General features: G+C 53.3%; 15 protein-coding genes. All 15 read left to right on the forward strand.

What is annotated here, in order from left to right:
- Window positions 1–3: 3 nt before the first annotated feature.
- The 15 genes from DBZ16_RS07650 (at window position 4) to DBZ16_RS07725 (ending at window position 18,602) form a co-directional block, all read left to right on the forward strand.
- Window positions 4–1,566 (forward strand): phage portal protein, encoded by a 1,563-nt coding sequence (locus tag DBZ16_RS07650; RefSeq protein ID WP_107813554.1) that lies wholly within the window; start codon window positions 4–6, stop codon window positions 1,564–1,566.
- On the forward strand, window positions 1,547–3,439 hold the full coding sequence (locus DBZ16_RS07655; protein WP_107813555.1) for a phage major capsid protein: 1,893 nt from the start codon (window positions 1,547–1,549) through the stop codon (window positions 3,437–3,439). Before DBZ16_RS07650 ends, DBZ16_RS07655 begins: the two co-directional genes overlap by 20 nt.
- A gap of 57 nt (window positions 3,440–3,496) precedes the next feature.
- Window positions 3,497–3,715 (forward strand): hypothetical protein, encoded by a 219-nt coding sequence (locus tag DBZ16_RS07660; protein WP_107813556.1) that lies wholly within the window; start codon window positions 3,497–3,499, stop codon window positions 3,713–3,715.
- Window positions 3,708–4,010: a head-tail joining protein gene (locus DBZ16_RS07665; protein WP_002244523.1), complete on the forward strand. Its 303-nt coding sequence runs from the start codon at window positions 3,708–3,710 to the stop codon at window positions 4,008–4,010. The genes DBZ16_RS07660 and DBZ16_RS07665 overlap by 8 nt, the downstream gene beginning before the upstream one ends.
- On the forward strand, window positions 3,991–4,410 hold the full coding sequence (locus DBZ16_RS07670; protein ID WP_107813557.1) for a hypothetical protein: 420 nt from the start codon (window positions 3,991–3,993) through the stop codon (window positions 4,408–4,410). Before DBZ16_RS07665 ends, DBZ16_RS07670 begins: the two co-directional genes overlap by 20 nt.
- Window positions 4,411–4,441: 31 nt before the next feature.
- Entirely contained in the window at window positions 4,442–5,083 is a 642-nt protein-coding gene (locus tag DBZ16_RS07675; RefSeq protein ID WP_003757676.1) for a phage tail protein, read from the forward strand.
- A gap of 63 nt (window positions 5,084–5,146) precedes the next feature.
- Window positions 5,147–5,458: a phage tail assembly chaperone gene (locus tag DBZ16_RS07680; RefSeq protein ID WP_003757678.1), complete on the forward strand. Its 312-nt coding sequence runs from the start codon at window positions 5,147–5,149 to the stop codon at window positions 5,456–5,458.
- A gap of 47 nt (window positions 5,459–5,505) precedes the next feature.
- A complete protein-coding gene (locus DBZ16_RS07685; protein ID WP_107813558.1) occupies window positions 5,506–5,778 on the forward strand; it encodes a DUF1799 domain-containing protein in 273 nt (90 codons plus the stop codon).
- The gene (locus DBZ16_RS07690) at window positions 5,771–8,989 is read left to right on the forward strand and encodes a phage tail length tape measure family protein (RefSeq protein ID WP_107813559.1); all 3,219 of its coding nucleotides are present in this window, start codon (window positions 5,771–5,773) and stop codon (window positions 8,987–8,989) included. Before DBZ16_RS07685 ends, DBZ16_RS07690 begins: the two co-directional genes overlap by 8 nt.
- A gap of 21 nt (window positions 8,990–9,010) precedes the next feature.
- The gene (locus DBZ16_RS07695; protein ID WP_107813560.1) at window positions 9,011–9,343 is read left to right on the forward strand and encodes a phage tail protein; all 333 of its coding nucleotides are present in this window, start codon (window positions 9,011–9,013) and stop codon (window positions 9,341–9,343) included.
- Window positions 9,340–10,062: a phage minor tail protein L gene (locus DBZ16_RS07700; RefSeq protein ID WP_107813561.1), complete on the forward strand. Its 723-nt coding sequence runs from the start codon at window positions 9,340–9,342 to the stop codon at window positions 10,060–10,062. Before DBZ16_RS07695 ends, DBZ16_RS07700 begins: the two co-directional genes overlap by 4 nt.
- The gene (locus DBZ16_RS07705) at window positions 10,059–10,814 is read left to right on the forward strand and encodes a C40 family peptidase (protein ID WP_107813562.1); all 756 of its coding nucleotides are present in this window, start codon (window positions 10,059–10,061) and stop codon (window positions 10,812–10,814) included. Before DBZ16_RS07700 ends, DBZ16_RS07705 begins: the two co-directional genes overlap by 4 nt.
- Complete coding sequence (locus DBZ16_RS07710; protein ID WP_107813563.1) at window positions 10,811–11,533, forward strand: tail assembly protein; 723 nt, start codon at window positions 10,811–10,813, stop codon at window positions 11,531–11,533. The genes DBZ16_RS07705 and DBZ16_RS07710 overlap by 4 nt, the downstream gene beginning before the upstream one ends.
- Window positions 11,534–11,668: 135 nt before the next feature.
- Window positions 11,669–18,085 carry a TipJ family phage tail tip protein gene (gene gpJ, locus DBZ16_RS16360; RefSeq protein ID WP_240600285.1) on the forward strand — a complete coding sequence of 2,139 codons (6,417 nt, stop codon included), beginning with the start codon at window positions 11,669–11,671 and terminating at the stop codon, window positions 18,083–18,085.
- A gap of 70 nt (window positions 18,086–18,155) precedes the next feature.
- A complete protein-coding gene (locus DBZ16_RS07725) occupies window positions 18,156–18,602 on the forward strand; it encodes a hypothetical protein (RefSeq protein WP_003757691.1) in 447 nt (148 codons plus the stop codon).
- Window positions 18,603–18,606 lie beyond the last annotated feature (4 nt).

The following is an 18,606-nucleotide window of genomic DNA, read 5'->3' on the forward strand; positions in this document are numbered from 1 at the left end:
GCTATGGCAAAACAATCAAATGCCGCGCCGCAAAAGCGCGGTTTTTTTGCGCGTTTGTTCGGCAGGCGGGAAGCCGTCCCGAAAACAGCCCGCCGCAACTTTGCAGGGGCGCGTCCGGTCGGGTCGCTGGCTTCGTGGCAGCCGCAAAACTGGTCGGCGGACGCTTTGGCGCGGTCAGACCTTGACCGCCTGCGCGCCCGCGCCCGCAGCCTTGCTCGCGACAACGACTACATGCGCAAGTTTTTGAACATGGTCGAAAGCAACGTTATCGGGCGCGACGGTTTTGCCCTGCAAATGCGTGTTTTGCTGGATAACGCCGAAAAGCCCGATGCCTTGGCGAACAAGGCCATCGAAGCAGCGTTTTCCCGCTGGGCGCGGCGCGGCGTGTGCGACGTTACCGGCCAGATGTCTTTTACCGACCTGCAACGGCTGCTGATTCGCAGCGTGGCGCAGGACGGCGAAGTGCTGATTCGTCATATTTCAGGGTTTGACAATGATTACGGCTATGCGTTGCAGGTGCTGGATATTGACCGTTTGGATACGGGATACAACGTTCCGCAGCAAAACGGGCGTAACGCCGTGCGCATGGGGGTTGAGTTAAACAGCTATTCCCGTCCTGTGGCGTACTGGTTGCGGACGGCGCATCCGGGCGAATCATACGGACAGACGAATACGGGCAATTTACGCGAACGGGTGCCGGCAGCGCAAATCAGCCATATTTTCCTGCACGACCGCCCGGAGCAGCGGCGCGGCTTTCCATGGGTGGCTTCGGCCATCATCGGCCTGCAAAACCTGTCGGGCTATCAGGAAGCGGCCATTATCGCTGCCCGTGTCGGTGCATCGAAAATGGGCTTTTTCAAACAGACGGAAGATGCCGACAACTTCATGCCGCCGATTGACGGGCAAGAGGTCGATAACGGGCGCGGCAGCATCGATTTAATCGATTCGGTCGAGCCGGGTACGTTCCACGAACTGCCGCAGGGTTACGACTTTACGCCGTTCGACCCGGATTATCCGCACGCCAATTACGACGCATTCGTCAAAGCCAGCCTGCGCGGTATCGCCAGCGGTTTGAACGTGGCTTATCACAGTTTGGCGAACGACCTTGAGGGCGTGAACTTTTCCAGTATCCGCAGCGGGACGCTGGAGGAACGCGACACATGGATGACGTTGCAAAACTGGTTTGCCGAAGCGTTCTTGTATGACGTATTCGACCGCTGGATTGAGGCGGCGTTGCTAATGGGCGCAATCAAGATGCCGTCCGGCAAATCGCTGCCTGCCGGCAAGCTGGACAAGTTCAAGGCCTGCAACTGGCAGGGGCGCCGCTGGTCGTGGGTTGACCCGCTGAAAGATATTAATGCGCATAAAGAGGCAGTGGCGCTGGCAGTCAAATCCCGCCGCGATATTTGCGCGGAAATGGGTTTGGATTTTGAAGATGTTATCACCCAAATCGAACAGGAAAACCAGATGTTGGCAGGAAAAGGAATCATTGCCGACGTAAAACCGGCCGCATCGGCGGCAGAACCGGAATCGGAGGATAACCCGAATGAAGAAAATGAAGCCTGATAAGGCTCAAATGCAGCAAATGAGCCGCTTTGCCGTATTTCAGCGCGAAAGCGTTGATATTGAAAAACGGACGGTCGAAGTGGCGTTTTCCAGCGAAGAGCCGGTAGAACGCTGGTTCGGCGAAGAAGTATTAAGTCATGCGGCGGGTGCCGTTGACTTAAGCCGTCTGAACGACGGCGGCGCGGTGCTGTTCAATCATGGCTGGAGCGACCAAATCGGCGTCATCGAACGTGCTTGGATTGATGCCGACAAGCGCGGCCGTGCCTTGGTACGTTTTGGCAACGGTGCGAAAGCGGCGGAAAAATTCCAAGACGTGCAAGACGGCATCCTACGCCATATCAGCGTCGGCTACCGCGTGGAAGACATGGTATTGGACAATCCCGATGCAGACGATGAGGACTACCGTTACATCGTTACCCGCTGGATGCCGTATGAAATCAGTTTTGTAACCGTTCCGGCAGACCCGACAGTAGGTGTCGGCAGATCGGCGGAACCATTTATTGAAAACCCTGAAAACCCAACCCCTGAAAAAGGAAATCGAAACATGGATAAAAATCAAATTCCCGCTGCGGTGGAAACTTCCGCTGCTGCAATCCCTGCCGCCGCAGCAACCGATACCAACAACACCGCCGAACGCGGTATGCAGAACGAACGCGCGCGCGTTTCCGAACTGCTGGCCATTGGTCGCAGTTACGCCGCCCACGGCGGTATCGAAGCAGCCGAAAAGGTTATTAAAGAGGGTGGCAGTGAAGCCCAATTACGCGCCGCCATCATGGCAAACATGCAGACGAAGCCGACCGTTACCGCCGGTGAAATCGGCATGACTGATAAAGAACAGCGTGAATTTTCCCTTCTGCGCGCCATGTCTGCCGCCGCAACCGGCAAATGGGACAAAGCTGGCTTGGAACGCGAAGTGTCGGAAGAGTTGGAAAAACGACATGGTCGCGCAGCGGCAGGCTTCTTTGTGCCGACTGATTTGATTGCCCGCGCTTACAGCAAAGGCAATGCGGCAAACGGCGGCAACGTCATCGAAAACGACTTCCGCGAAGACTTGTTCATCGAACTGCTGCGCAACCGACTTGCCGTTGCCCAGTTGGGCGCCACCGTACTGGACGGCTTGGTCGGCGACATCACTATTCCGAAACACCTGACCGGAAACACCGTTCAATGGGTGGATGAAAACGGCAGTGCAACCGAATCGAACGCCACTTTCGGACAAATGAGCCTGAAACCGAAAACCGTTACCGCCAATACCGAATTGAGCCGCAAATTCATTTTGCAATCCTCGCTGTCTGCCGAACAGTTCGCCCGCAGCGAATTGTTGAAAGCGATGATGCTGGGTATCGATTTGGCGGCCATCAATGGCAAAGGTACCGGCAACGAACCGACCGGCATCCTGAATACTGCCGGCATCGGCGCGGTGGAAATCGGTGCGAACGGCGGTGCGCCCGAATGGAAGCATATCGTCGCTTTGGAAAGTGCCATTGCCGCCGCCAATGCCGACATCGGCGATTTGGCCTACATCACCAATGCCCGCGTGCGCGGTTTGCTGAAAACCAAGCTGAAGGCCGACGGCGTGTCCGGCTACATCTGGCAGGACGGCGCAGCGCCGTTGAACGGCTACCGTTGCGCGGTATCAAACCAAATTCCGTCCAACCTGACCAAAGGCACGGCGGCCAACAAATGCAGCCCGCTGATTTTTGGTAACTGGTCTGATCTGATGATTGCACACTGGGGCGTTTTGGATGTGATTGTTGATCCGTACACCAAGTCTACTGCGGGCGCGGTACGCATCACCACGTTGCAAGATGTGGATATTGCCGTCCGTCATGTCGAATCCTTTGCAGCCATTAAAGACATCGTGGCTGCTTGATTGTGAAACCCAAGGTCGTCTGCATTTCAGACGACCTTATTGATTGAGGTATTAAAAATGGCAAAAATCAAAATTATCCCGACCCGTAGTTTTTTCGATGGTGAACAGACGTTTGCCACAGGGAAAAAATATTCGGTGGACGAATCTGCGGCGGCTGTCTATATCCGCGAAGGTTGGGCGGCAGAAGCGCCTGCCAAAGAGGCCGAATCCTCTGGCGGCGAAGATGAAGATAGCGGTAACGTATCCGGTGAGGGCAGCGAGGACGGCAGTGTTTAACGAGCCGCTGAACGTGTTTACCAATCCTGCCGATTTCGGTGAAACCGTGATGATTGGCGGTAAAGAGGTAAACGCGATATTTGACCGTGAATTTATAACGGATAGCGGGTTTGGCGTTGCCGTTGCCAATGCCGACCCGCAAATCATCGTTACTGAAGACGACCTGCCGGAAGACGTGAAGTCGGTGGTTGTTACCGTGCGCGGAAAACGTTATGCGGTGGCGGAAACCGATTTTGACGGCTGCGGAATGGTTGTTGTGCAATTGAGGGCGATACATGACAAGCCGACTTACTGAAATCCGCAATGCGGCGACAGATGTGCTGAAAACGAAGTTCCAGCGCGTGTATTCCGGGCGTGGTTTCGCGCCTGCGCAATCGCAGTTGCCGTGTGTTGTGGTGTACGTTGACAGTCGCCGAACCGAACAGGAAACGTTTGATTTTCCGCCTACCTACCGGCATACGATGCGGCTGGTTACGTTGGTTTGCGTGCAGGCTGCTTCCGGTGCGGACGAACTGGCGGAAGAGATGCTGTCTTTGATTGGGCAGTTGTTTGCCGAACATTCCGATTTGGGTGTTGGTGATTTGGAAAATCTGGTGCCTGATTTGCTGAATATCGATTCCGACGAAAGCGGCGAGGCCGTTACCGTCTATTATCAGCAAGGATGGCAGGCAATTTATTTTGATACGGCAGTCTGATTTCAGATTGCCTTTAATTTGGAGTTAAAGTATGGCAGTGAAATTACCGAACGGTGCGACCGTTCACATTGCGACCGCTTTGGCGGCGGAGAAAAAAGCTACGGTGGCAACTAATGCTGCCGAATGCGTCCTGACGGTAGCAGGACACGGGTTTGCCAACGGCGATTTGGTTTTGTTTAAAAGCGGCTGGGGAAAGTTGAATGAACGCGTTTTCCAGATTGGCGATGTCAAAACCGATACATTCAAGCTGACCGGCATTGATACTTCCAATGCAGATGAGTTTCCGGCAGGCAGCGGTATCGGTGCTGTTCAGAAAATTACCGATTGGGTGCAAGTTTCGCAAATTGTAGAATTTTCGACCAGTGGCGGCGAGCAGCAATATGTAGATTTTGGTTTCCTGGAGGACGATTTTGACCAGCAAATCCCGTCCACGAAATCAGCTATGTCAATGTCGATTAAGATCGCTGACGATACTTCGTTGCCCGGCTACAAGGCGGCTGCAAAATGCAGCGATAAAGGCGGCAAGTGGCCTTTGAAAGTGGTTTTGAAAGGTGGTGGGCTGATTTGCTATAACGGTTATCCCAGCATGAATAAAACCCCCGAATTGGTTCGTAACCAAGTAATGGCGGTAACGTTGTCCTACGCCATTTCCGGCGAAGTAAACCGTTATTGATTTTATCTGCATATCAAGGTTGTCCGGGTTGCTCGGGCAACCTTATTTATTTGGAGTATTGAAATGGCAAAACTCACTTTGAAGCCTGATGCAACTTTCCGACATACCGTAAAAATCCCTGTTCCCGGTGCAGAACCTGCGGACGTCGAATTTGAATTTAAGGCGCGCGGCCGCAAGGCAATGAAAGAATTTACCGAAAAGCATAAAGACGGCTGGACGGCAGATACCGTCTTGGATTGTGTTCAAGGCTGGGATTTGGAAGAAGCATTCGACCGGCAGAATGTCGAAATCCTGCTGGATAGCTATCCGATGGCGGTGTTTGCCGTCGTCAACGGCTATGTTGAGGAAGTCTTCAATGCCCGCGAGGGAAACTGATTGCCGCCGCGCGTGCGCTTTATGAGAAGCAGCCTGATGCGGCGGAATTGAATGTATTCGGATTTTCGGCGGACGATTTTTCAGAAGAGGAGACCACTTTTGGCGTATGGCCGTGCAACTGGCAGGCGGTGCAACTGTTTATTGCAGTATCGACGCAGTGGCGTATCGGAATGTCGGGTGAGACGGGGTTGGATTATTCCGCCGTTGCAGCGGTTATGGAATGCGGCAATATCAAGCCGAAGAAACGGAAAACACTGTTGGAGAAAGTCCGCATGATGGAGCTTGAAGTGTTGTCAATGTGGGCAGGCGAACATGAATAACGAAACTAAGATTTATATTACCGCCGAAACAGGCGGTGTCGTCAGCGGCGTAGAAAAGGCAAAACAGTCCATCAAGTCTTTGGGGGACGTGGCATCTTCCCAGGGGCGGCGTATTTCTGACGGATTGGTACATAGTGGCGACGGCGCGGAGAAATCGTCAACGGTAGTGTCGGCGGCATCGAAGCGGACGGAACGGTCTTTGGCTTCTCTGGAAAATGCCATCCGTCGTGATATAGCCGTTAAGATTGCAGGCGGTAAGGCAAACCGAGAGTATTACGAAGAGCTTGCGCGCCAGCGCGGTATCGATATTGCACGGCTTAATCCGCTACTGTCCCAATTGGACAGGCATAATACGCAGACCAATCGCGCTACGCAGTCTGTCAAGCAGTTCAATAACGCCTTGCGGCAAACCCCGGCACAAATTACCGACATCGTTACCCAGCTTGCAGGCGGGCAAAGCCCGTTTCTGATCATGATGCAACAGGGTGGGCAGTTGCGTGATATGTATGGCGGCTTCGGCGGTATGCTTAAGGGGCTGGCCACGGTCATTTCCCCTATGCGCCTTGCTGTTGCAGGATTGGGCGGCGGCGTTGCGGCATTGGGTTATGCGATGTATCAGGGCGCAGAGGAATCGCGCGAATACCGTAAAGCCTTGATACTTGCCGGAGATGCAGCAGGGATTACTGCAGACAGGATGCAGGAAATCGCTGTTTCGGTCGGGGCGGCGACGGGCGGCTATGCTGATGCGCGTGCTGCAATTACGGCCTTGGTCTCAAGCGGCAAGGTCGCAGCGGACAATTACGAACAGTTCGCCCGTAGTATTACCCTCCAGTCGCAGGCAACGGGACAAAGTATTGACGATTTGGTTGATAAATATACTGAAATCGCCAAAGACCCGCTGAAAGCCGTGGTAGCCCTATCAGCCAACTACCGGACAATGACTGCCGATGTTTACGAGCAGGTCAAGGCTTTGCAGGCACAAGGTCGGGAGCAGGACGCGGTTGCATTGGTGCAGCGGAAATTTTCCGAAGAGTCGGAGGATATGGCAAAACGCGTACTGGGCAATCTTGGATTGATTGAGCGGGCGTGGAAAGATATTAAAGAAAGTGCGTCGGAGGCATGGGATGCTGTTAAATCCATAGGCAGGGACAAGACCAAGCTGGATGAAATCGCCGCGCTGAATTCGTTTATTTCCCAAATCGAAACCAACAAGAAACATCCGGTTACGCAATTGTTTTGGGGTGAAGAGGGCGAGCGTAAGCTGCAGGAAGCCTATGCGCGGCGTGCCTGGTTGCTTGCCGAAATCGACAATGAGGCAGCCGCTGCTGAAGCTTTGCGGAAGAAACAGAAGCAGAACCAAAACCGAACTGAAGGTAAGGCCGAATTGGCTGCTATTTCGGGACGTTATGCCACTCTAGAGCAGCAAAAGCAACGCGAACTGCAGAAAAACGACAAAGCACTGGAAAAGGCGTTGGACGGCATCACGGATGCGAAAGAACGGCAGGTGATTATTGACGAGTACGCCACCAACAGACGGCGGATTAACGAGAGTTATGCCGATAAAAGACACGTCCAACAGAAAGAAAAAACGGATAAAACGAGCTACCCCACTGTTTCGAACGGCTTGAGGATTAAACCGGGAGCCGAAGCGGGCGGCAAAGCGCTAGGCGGGACATATGCCTTCGCGCATGCCATGCAGCAGATGCTGGGAGACCGTCTGTTCCGTTTCGGCGCCTTCCGAGATCGATACCACATTGGGAAAAACAGCCTGCATAACAGTGGATTGGCATTTGATGCTACTCCTTCTCCCAGTATGGGGATGAAGCAGAAACAGGAAGTTGTCGCCCAAATGACCCGTTATCTTGAGTCGTTGGGGTTTAAAAACGGGCAGGATTTTAACCTTAAACTGGAACTTGCCGGACAGCGCAATAAAAACGGTACGGTAGCAACCGGCGACCACTGGCATTTCAACTGGCGTTCTCAAGAGGCGGCTGCGCGATTTGCCGTCGGTGTTGATGGTCAGGCGAAAAATATGGCGCACCTCGGGTTGTTTAAGGAGGTGGAGAAAGAACCTCTTTCCGGCTACGAAAAATGGGAGGAGGATTTTAACCGTCGGGCGGCGGAGGCGGGAGCGAAGCGGGTGCTGGAAATTTTAAACGGCAACCGCGCCATCGGCGAACAGTTGAAGTTGTTGTCCGACCCGACTTTCGGCGATTGGACGCTGAAGCAGCAGGCCGATGCCCGCGAGCTGGCGGAGAAGGCCGACGCGCAGGATAGTTTGACGGCCGCTTCCAAAAAATATTCCGACATAGTGAAGCAAATGACCGACGATTCGAAAGACAAGTTGGATGACAGGCTGTTTGAAATTTCGCTTATCGGCAAAACCCGTGAAGAAATCGAGAAACTGACGCTGGCGAGACTGTGGGACAGACAGATAGCGAAAGCCCGTGAAGAAGGTGCGCCGTTGGAAAGTATCGATTTATTGGAGCGCGGCAAGGCGGAAGGGATGAGCAATCTTTCTCAAATGCAGAAGGCGCGTGCGGACAGCGACAATGATTGGCGCGGCGGTATCGAGTCCGGCTTGAAAAGCTACATCGATTCATTCGGAACGATGAGGCAGGCGATGGAAAATGCCACCGTACAAACCTTCGACAAAATGGGGGATGCGCTGGCAGACTTTGTTGCCACAGGCAAACTTGATTTTCGAAGCCTGACTGTTTCCATTTTGCAGGATTTGTCAAAAATGCTGATTAAAATGGCGATTGTCAATGCAATGAAGTCGGCGTTGGGTTATGCCGACGGCGGTATTGTCGGTGGTGGGAGTACGCAGTTCGATGCGTTGTTTTCCGGCGGCGGTTATACCGGCTACGGCGGGAAGTATGAGCCTGCCGGCATTGTCCACAAGGGCGAAGTCGTATTTTCCCAGCGGGACGTACGTAATCACGGCGGCGTTGCGGCTGTCGAGCGGCTGCGATTGAATGGTTATGCCGGTGGCGGCGCAGTAGGACTGCCGTCTGTTTTGACCGGAGTCCGTTCGGCCGGGGCTGGAGGCATGCAGGTCAACATCACTATAAATCGGGACGGTAGCACCGAATCGGACAGCAGTGCCGATACGGAGATGGCGAAGCATCTTGCCGCCGCCATACCGGGCATGGTGGAACAGTGGTATGTCAAGAATGTGTACCGTGAAAACGGTACTTACCATAAATAGGTCGTCTGAAAGGAACCGATCATGACTGAAACATTCCGATGGCGTGTTGCTTCGGACAATAAGGCTGTACATAAATTCGATGTCCGTTCCGTCCGCTTTGGCGACGGCTACGAGCAACGGCAGCCTAAATCTTTGAAACCGAAGCTGCGAAGCTGGGAGATCAAGATAGTCGGACAAAAGGCTTTGATGGCAGAAATCAAAGCCTTTTTTGATGCCCGGCGCGGTGTTGAGCCGTTTAATTGGAGACCGCCCGACGGCGTGCCTGTATTGGTCAAGGTATCGGAATATCAGGAAACGGCAAAGGGTGGCAAAGCCTACGAATTGAGCTGTACGTTTGAGGAGGTGCTTTCATGAATCCGCGTATAAAGGCCATGTCGGGCGTGATGCTGCAAGCCTTGTCTGCCGCGCAGCAGGATGTTTTGGTCGATTTGTGGCAAGTGGACTTGCGGTCGCTGGGCGGTCGGGTTTTCTATTTCTGCAATCAGGTCAACGAGCGGGGTACGGCGGTTGTCTGGCAGGGACAGGCATATGAGCCTTATCCGATTAAGGCTGACGGCTTTGAATCAACTTCGCAAGGCGCGGGCAACCGTCCGACGCTGACGGTATCGAATCTCTTGGGTTTGATTACGGGCGCGGCGGATCAGTTCGGTCAGCTCGTCGGCGTGCTGGTTGTGCGCCGTCAAACCTATGCCAAGTTTTTAGATGCGGTCAATTTCCAGTCCGGGCGCAATCCGACCGCAGACCCGATGCAGGAAGTCGTCGGCAAATATTTGGTTGAACGGATGACGGCATTGAATGCAGAAACGGCAACCTTCGAACTTGCTGCGCCGTCTGAATCGGATGGTTCGGTCATTCCCGCCCGTATTATGCTGGCAAATACCTGCTGCTGGCAGTATCGCGGCGAAGGATGCGGTTATACGGGGCGTGCGGTTGCCGACCGTTTCGATATGCCCACGGACGATGCGTCCAAAGACGTATGCAGCAAAACACTGACAGGATGCAGGGCGCGGTTTGGCGCGACGGCGGTTTTGCCGTTCGGCGGTTTCCCATCTAGTGATAAGGTAACGACATGATGGATTTGGATTTGTTAAGTGAAGAAGTACGGCGCGAAATGCTGGCATGTGCTGAAGAGGCGGTACCGTCTGAAATGTGCGGGGTTTTGGTTTTCAGTTATGGAGGCTATGAGTTTCTGCCTTTGTCCAATTGTGCCGAAAGCCCGCATGAAACCTTTGAGATTTCCGCTGACGACTGGATGGCGGCGGAGCGCGTCGGCGAGATTGTGGCAGTCGTGCATTCCCATCCGCACGACGAGCCGTTTTTATCGGGTGCGGACAGACAGATGCAGGTCGAAACGGGCTTGCCTTGGATTTTGGTTACACAAGGTCGTCTGAAACTGTTCCGCCCCGTTCCGCATTTGCGCGGGCGTGTCTTCGAATACGGCAAGGCGGATTGCGGCACGCTGGTGCGCGATGCCTTCATGTTGATGGGGCTGGTTTTCCCCGACCATCCGCGCGGTGATATAGATGAGGACGCAGCGGCGGGCTTTTGGGAAAAGCATTTGGAAAATTGCGGGTTTTCCCGTGTTTCAGACGGCCTTTGCGCCGGTGATGTGGTCTTGACGGCAACAGGCGGGCATGCGTCCCATGCCGTCCTGTATTTGGGCAACGACTGGATGTTGCACCATGCCTACAATCAATTGAGCTGCCGTGTACCTTATACCCGCTATTGGGCGGATGTTACGCACAGCGTTTGGCGGCATCCCGATTTCGAGCCGGCCATGATGCAGGCACTTGAGAACGATTTTATCCATATGGAGCAAGCATGATTACTGTTTGTCTGTACGGCGGCCTGCGCGAATACGGCCGCCGTTTTGTTTTGCACGTCGAGACGCCCGCCGAAGCCCTGCACGCTCTGTTTACCCAAATCAAAGGCTTGCGTCGGCGGATTCGGGACGGGGTGTATCAGGTGCGGTTTGCCGGCAAAGACCAGTCGGAAGAAACGATAAGTAGCGTGTTCAGACGGCCTGCTGACGGCGTATTGCACATTGTTCCGCGCGTACAGGGTGCAGGTAAAAATGGCGGGTTGATTCAAACCGTTATCGGAGCGGTTTTGATTGTAGTCGGCGCGTTTACGAGTTGGGCCGGTGGTACGCAGCTTATCGCCGTCGGTATCGGCATGGTGGCGGGCGGTGTCGCCCAAATGTTGACCAAGCAGCCCAAATTGAATGCCGGCGGCAAGGGGGTGGAAGAGAGTAAGAATTCTGCTTTTTCCAACCTTGCCAATACAGCGGCACAGGGTCGCCCTGTGCCGTTGGCTTACGGGCTTTGCTACTGCGGCAGCCGTGTTGTATCGCAGGGTGTGCAGTCCCGCCGTATCGAACCGTCATCGACGGCGGCTTCGTCAGGTGCGGTGTTGAATTTGGGTTTGTCCAAAACATTCGTTCAAGGCGTAGCAGCAACCGCGCCGAACGGGCAGAAATACCGTACCGACTTTTCAGACGACAGCGTGCGGGCGCGCAATTATAAGGCGGCGTTTTCGGGCTGAAACGTCGTCTGAAAAATCGAAACGCTGCGAAGGGGCAAACTTCGCGGCGTGTCTGTTTTTGTTTGTGTATTTTTGGGCTTTGATCGGTATTCTGAATACCGTGAAATAAGGTTTTGAATCAGGAAAGGAAATAGTATGGGCGGCAAATCGGGCGGAGGACAACGGACACCTTATGAAGCCCCAAACAGTTTATCCAGCGCCCAGTCGCTGCGGATTATTGATGCGGTATCCGAAGGTGTGGTTTCGGGGTTTGCCAACGGCGATGATGCGCCGTTCAAAAGCGTGTATTTTGATGACACTCCTGTCCAAAATTCGGACGGCAGCTACAATTTTAATGGAGTTACGGGTTATTTCCAGCGTGGCGAGCAAGACCAGTCCTATGTTCCGGGTTTCGATGCATCCGAGCGCACCGTAGCCGTTTCGGCTGCGGTGAAGCAGAATCAGCCGATTGTTCGCGCCGTTACCGACGAATTGGTCAGCCGTTTGCGGATTACGGTCGCTGTCGAACGGAATGCGCAGGTTGAAGACAACGGCGACACCGTGCCTGCAGATACCTTAATGCGTGTTGAGTTGATAAACAGCAATGGTGTGCAGGCATCAAATCAGGTGCGTTTCAATGAAAAATCCAGCGGGACATATTATCAGGATGTCGAATTTGATGTGGTGCCGCAAGTGCCGTTCAATATCCGTGTTTTCCGAATTTCGCCTGATTCCAAGACCGATAAGGTCAGCAACAATACCTATTTTTCGTCCTACGTTGAAATCGTTGATGCGAAATTGAGCTATCCGCATACCGCGTTTGCGGCATTGTCGATTGATTCGGCGCAGTTCGGGAATCAGATTCCGCGTCGCAATTATTTGATGAAAGGCCGCTTGGTCAAAGTGCCGTCCAATTACAATCCTGAAACCCGCCAATATACGGGTGGAACATGGGATGGCAGTTTCAAAACCGCATGGACAAACAACCCGGCATGGGTTTTTTACGATGTGCTGACCCAGCCGCGATTTTCCACGCTGGCACATCGTCTGAATGTGGCAGACATAGATAAATGGAGCCTGTACCAAATCGGGAAATATTGCGACGAGCCGGTCGATGACGGATTCGGCGGCAAAGAGCCGCGTTTCGTCTGCAATGCCTACATTACCGACCTGATGCAGGCAGGTGAATTTTTGAACAATCTTGCCAGCGTCTTTACCGGTTTACCGGTTTGGAACGGACAGCAAGTATCCGTCGTCATGGATGCCGACGCCGATCCGGTGGCGCAATATACCAATGCCAATGTTAAAGACGGCCTGTTTAATTATGCGGGTGCAGCGTTGAAGTCCATTCATACTGCTGTTCATGTGCAGTATATAGACAAATACGATGGCTATCGCGCTAAAACAGAATATGTAGCCGACAACGAAGCCATCGCCCGCTATGGTTTGAATATCAAGCAGATTACTGCGTTCGGCTGCGATTCGCGCGGGCAGGCGGCACGTTTCGGCGCATGGACGCTGCAAACTGAGTTGCGGCAGCAGAACGCCGTAACGTTTGAAATCGGGCGTGAGGGGTTGAAGCATCTACCTTACGACATCGTGCAGATTATGGACAATCAATACGCGGGTGCAGAGTTGTCTGGACGTGTTGCCGCCATTTCGGGCAATGTGCTGACGCTGGATCGACCTGTATCCGATGCGGTCGGAGCCTTGGTGTTTTATTCTGAAGGCGGCAGTCTGAAATCAGCGAAGATAACTGCGGCAGCAGGCAATAAGGTTACTTTGGAGCGTGAGGTGCCGCTGCAGGCTGGCGATACGTGGGTTTTATCCGGAAAAGTCAAGCCGCGCCTCTATCGTGCCATCGGCATCAAAGAGAATACGGATGCGGGTACTTATACGGTTACCGCGTTGCTGCATGACCCGAAAAAATATGCTGCGGTGGATAGTTTTGCGCATTTTGACCATGAAATTACCACGCTGCATAACACCGCCCCTGTGTTGACCGATGCGGCTGTCAATACCGACGGTGGAACAGTTGTGATGACATGGGACAACCTGGCCGCAAACGGTCAGGTTTTAACTTACGATATTAAGATTTACCGTAACAACAGCCTATACCGCCATATCCCTGATGCACAGACAGCGGAAATCCGTCTGGAAAATCTGCCGAACGGCAATTATCGGGCGGAAATACGCGGCCGTAATGCACGGGGTGTACTGTCTGCACCGTTGGTTAAGGCTTGGAGTATCGACTATGCCGTTACCGGATTGAGGACGACGCCGAAAACACTGTCTGTGGCCGTGGATTGGGTGTTGCCGCAAACCGTTGTTTCCGAGTTGGTTTCCGAGCTGTGGTATAGCAAGACCAACAATCTTCAGACGGCAACGAAACTCGCGTCGCTGGCGTATCCGCAAAACAGCTATACCTTAACCGGCGTCGGCGTTGCCGACGTTTATTATTTCTGGGTGCGCATTCGTGATATTGCAGGAAATACGGGGGAATTTACCGCTGCCGTACAGGGTAGGGCAGACAACAATCCTGCGCCGATAGTGCAGCAGATTCAGGGGGCAATCGGGAAGTCTGCATTAAGCAGGGAGCTGATAGATACGCTGAATCGGGATATGGCTGCGGCTGCGGGGTTGAAAGTGTCAGCAGAGGCGGCGGAACGTGCTAAAGCCTTACAGGAGGAAGCACGGGCGCGGACGGCGGCAATACAGGCAGAGTCGTCTGCCCGCACGGCGGCAATACAGGCAGAATCGTCTGCCCGGACTGCCGAGCTTGCTAGAAAGTCATCTGAAATCGGTACGCGTATTGCCGCAACAGAAGCTGTCAATGAGCAGCAGGCGCAGCAAATCCAAACTGTTACGTCTGCGCAAGGCAATACCGCCGCCGGGCTGGAAGCCGAAAAAAAAGCCCGTACCGATGGCGACAGAGCCGAGGCGCAGGCGCGTGAAACACTGGCTGTCAGACTTGGTAATGCAGAAAGCGGTATTTCGGCATTGCGGGAAACCGTAACACGTCAGGATGCTGCCCGGTCGTCTGAAATCAACACGTTGACGGCGAAGCTGGAGAGTGTTGAGGTCGGCGGCCGGAACTACGCCTTATCGACGGCTGCGGCGGATAAAATTCTTACGGTAAGCGGCAACAATCAGACCAAAAACGTTACTATCGACGTTTCGTCTGCTTTGGAACTGAAGCAAGGCGATAGTTTGATTATCTCGTGCGATATCGAACTGGTAAACGCCACATCGCCTTATGGCAAACCATACCCACGAATTGGCGCGGAATTTTCTGTGACCTACGCCGACAACTCTGTCGGGTATTTTGCTGCGTGGTACGACCAAGCCATCAGCGGTACGACCAAAACGCTGAAACAGCGTATTGTCGCCAAACACACGGTTGCCAAAGAGGTAAAGGCACTCCGAAACATCATCGTTCAGGCGCGGTATCAAACGTCTGATTCCATCAAAGTTTCGGGTGTAAAACTGGAGCGCGGCACGGTAGCAACTGACTGGAGTCCTGCACCGGAGGACAGTAACGCCGATGCGTCTGCGTTATCGGCTTTGTCGGCTGAATTGACTGCCTATAAAGCAGCACAGGTTGAAACCGATAAGGCGCAAACCGAAGAAATTCGTGCGGCTAAGGCAGTAGCATCCGGAAATCAGGCAGAGATCACACGCTTGCAGACTGCCAAGGCAGAGAAGGACGAAGTTGCCACTATCGCCCGCAGCGCATTGTCGGCAGAATGGAAGCGTGATGCTGATAATGCCAAAACGGCGGCGGTTGCAGCGGCAGTGGCAGACGCCAAAGTTAAGGCAGATGCAGCACAGGCGGCGGCAGAAAGAGCGGCACAGGCCAAAGCAGATGCAGCACAGGCGGCAGCGGCGGCGGATGCCAAGAACAAGTCTGATGCGGCCAAGGCGGCGGCAATTGCCGATGCGGCAGCCAAAGATGCACAAATCAAGCGCGAAGCGGCGGCAGATGCCAAAGCCAAAGCAGATAAAGCCTTGGCGGATGCCAAGTCCTACTCGGATACGGCATCGGCAAAAATTGACCGTCTTGCAGAAACCGTCAGTCGGAATGATGCTGCCCGGTCATCTGAAATCAACACGTTGACGGCGAAGCTGGAGAGTGTTGAGGTCGGCGGACGGAACTACGCCTTATCGACGGCTGCGGCGGATAAGGTTCTTACGGTAAGCGGCAACAATCAGACCAAAAACGTTACTATCGACGTTTCGTCTGCTTTGGAACTGAAGCAAGGCGATAGTTTGATTATCTCGTGCGATATCGAACTGGTAAACGCCACATCGCCTTATGGCAAACCATACCCACGAATTGGCGCGGAATTTTCTGTGACCTACGCCGACAACTCTGTCGGGTATTTTGCTGCGTGGTACGACCAAGCCATCAGCGGTACGACCAAAACGCTGAAACAGCGTATTGTCGCCAAACACACGGTTGCCAAAGAGGTAAAGGCACTCCGAAACATCATCGTTCAGGCGCGGTATCAAACGTCTGATTCCATCAAAGTTTCGGGTGTAAAACTGGAGCGCGGCACGGTAGCAACTGACTGGAGTCCTGCACCGGAGGACAGTAACGCCGATGCGTCTGCGTTATCGGCTTTGTCGGCTGAATTGACTGCCTATAAAGCAGCACAGGTTGAAACCGATAAGGCGCAAACCGAAGAAATTCGTGCGGCTAAGGCAGTAGCATCCGGAAATCAGGCAGAGATCACACGATTGCAGACTGCCAAGGCAGAGAAGGACGAAGTTGCCACTATCGCCCGCAACGCATTGTCGGCAGAATGGAAGCGTGATGCTGATAATGCTAAAACGGCGGCGGTTGCAGCGGCAGTGGCAGACGCCAAAGTTAAGGCAGATGCAGCACAGGCGGCGGCAGAAAGAGCGGCACAGGCCAAAGCAGATGCAGCACAGGCGGCTGCGGCGGCGGATGCCAAGACCAAGTCTGATGCGGCCAAGGCGGCGGCAATTGCCGATGCGGCAGCCAAAGATGCACAAATCAAGCGCGAAGCGGCGGCGGATGCCAAAGCCAAAGCAGATAAAGCCTTGGCGGATGCCAAGTCCTATTCGGATACGGCATCGGCAAAAATTGACCGTCTTGCAGAAACCGTCAGTCGAAATGATGCTGCCAGGTCGTCTGAAATCAACACGTTGACGGCGAAGCTGGAGAATGTTGAGGTCGGCGGCCGGAACTATGCCTTATCAACAGGAACAGCCGGCAAAGTGTTGACCGTTAGCGGGAATAATCAGACCAAAAACGTCACTATCGACGTTTCGTCTGCTTTGGATCTGAAGCAAGGCGATAGTTTGATTATCTCGTGCGATATCGAACTGGTAAACGCTACATCGCCTTATGGCAAACCATACCCACGAATCGGCGTGGAATTTTCTGTGACCTACGCCGACAACTCTATCGGGTATTTTGCTGCGTGGTACGAAGAAGCCGTCAGCGGTACGACCAAAACGCTGAAACAGCGTATTGTCGCCAAACACACGGTTGCCAAAGAGGTAAAGGCACTCCGAGGCATCATCGTTCAGGCGCGTTATCAGACATCTGATTCCATCAAGGTTTCGGGAGTAAAACTGGAGCGCGGCACGGTAGCAACTGACTGGAGTCCCGCGCCGGAGGACAGTAACGCCGATACGTCTGCTTTGACGGCCTTGTCGGCTAAAGTTCAGCAGGCCAGTTCTGCCGTTGCAGAGATAGGAGGGAAAATACAGTCTTTGTACACGCTGAAGACTGAGGCAATAGCAGGCGGCCGTCGTGCAGTTGCAGGGGTTGCAGTGGGAGCTGATGGAAAGACGGGAAGCGGCGAAATCCTCCTGATGGCAGATAAAGTTGCTTATGTCGATCCGAAAGATAAGACGGTTACGCCCGCTTTCGTTACCGTTATCGAAAACGGCAGGGCAAAGCAGGCATTGAACGGTGATTTGTTTGCTTCAGGTTCTGTTTTGGCGAAGCATCTTGCCGCCAACCTAACCGTCGAAGCGCCGACGTTGAATGGTGCAACCGTCAATGCAGGTCTGATCAACGGCGGTACGATACGTGGTGCAAGAATCGAAGCCGTGGATTTGGAGGCCGCTAATATCATCGGAGATGTCGTGGCGGTCAGGACGTTTGAGCTGAAGCAGTCGCCATTAGGTTATCAGGAATTGATATGCCAAATCCCTGATAGCCGAAAAGCACGCCGGACGGTCATCGTACCGCCGGTTTTTGCTGTTGCAGAAAACGGTGCAGTTGTCAGTCTGCAACTGTATATGGATGGTGTGATTCAGCGGGAGGTTACGATTCAGTCGCCTGAAAAGAGGATAGAACGTAACGAGAAATTTTCCGTATGGGTTCCGGGTGGGCCACCGTTGTATATGAGGACTCCGCAGGATGTGCCTCTTAGTTTTTCCGTCCCATTCCATCTACCAAAGATAGGCAGTATATCTTTCCAGAAAGGTATCGATGGTGCAGCGCATTCATTGCATATCCTCTGCCGCATTAGCGGCAATTTTGATTATTCGCCCTTGGGCGATTTATCGGGTATCGTCTGTCTTATTGTTTAAATTTTAGCCGTCCGAAAGGGCGGCTTTTTTCTGCCTGCCTGAGGGTGGGCTTTTTTTATGGAGGTTTATTATGGATCAGGCAAAACGTACAGCCTATGTTAAAATCATTAACGCTTTATTCGACGGAGCTGTCAAGGTACAGCCCGGTCAAATTACCGAAACCGTCGTTGATATGGCGGACAAGATGTTTGACGAAATTGCAACCTGCCATGAGCGCATCAAGCCGATGGCGGTGTTGGCAGACGGTATTGCAGGAAGTATTGTCAAACTTGCGCCAAACGAAATTCCGCTTATTTTTGGGAATTCGTCGTTTGGAAGCTATCTGAAAAGTAAAACCCGTGATGAAGTGTTTAAAGTGTTGAAGCAAAGCAAGGTTAATAATGCCGTTAAAGTCCTTGAGGCATTTTACGAAAGCTGGTTAAAGTACACTGCAAAAGACCGCCGTCTGAAAGTCTGCATCGTAACCGCGCAATCCCGTTGGCGTTCGCGCTTTGAAATGGAATTGCTGGGAATTTAAACAG

Source organism: Neisseria sicca, from assembly GCF_003044565.1.
GTDB classification, from domain to species: Bacteria; Pseudomonadota; Gammaproteobacteria; order Burkholderiales; family Neisseriaceae; genus Neisseria; species Neisseria sicca_A.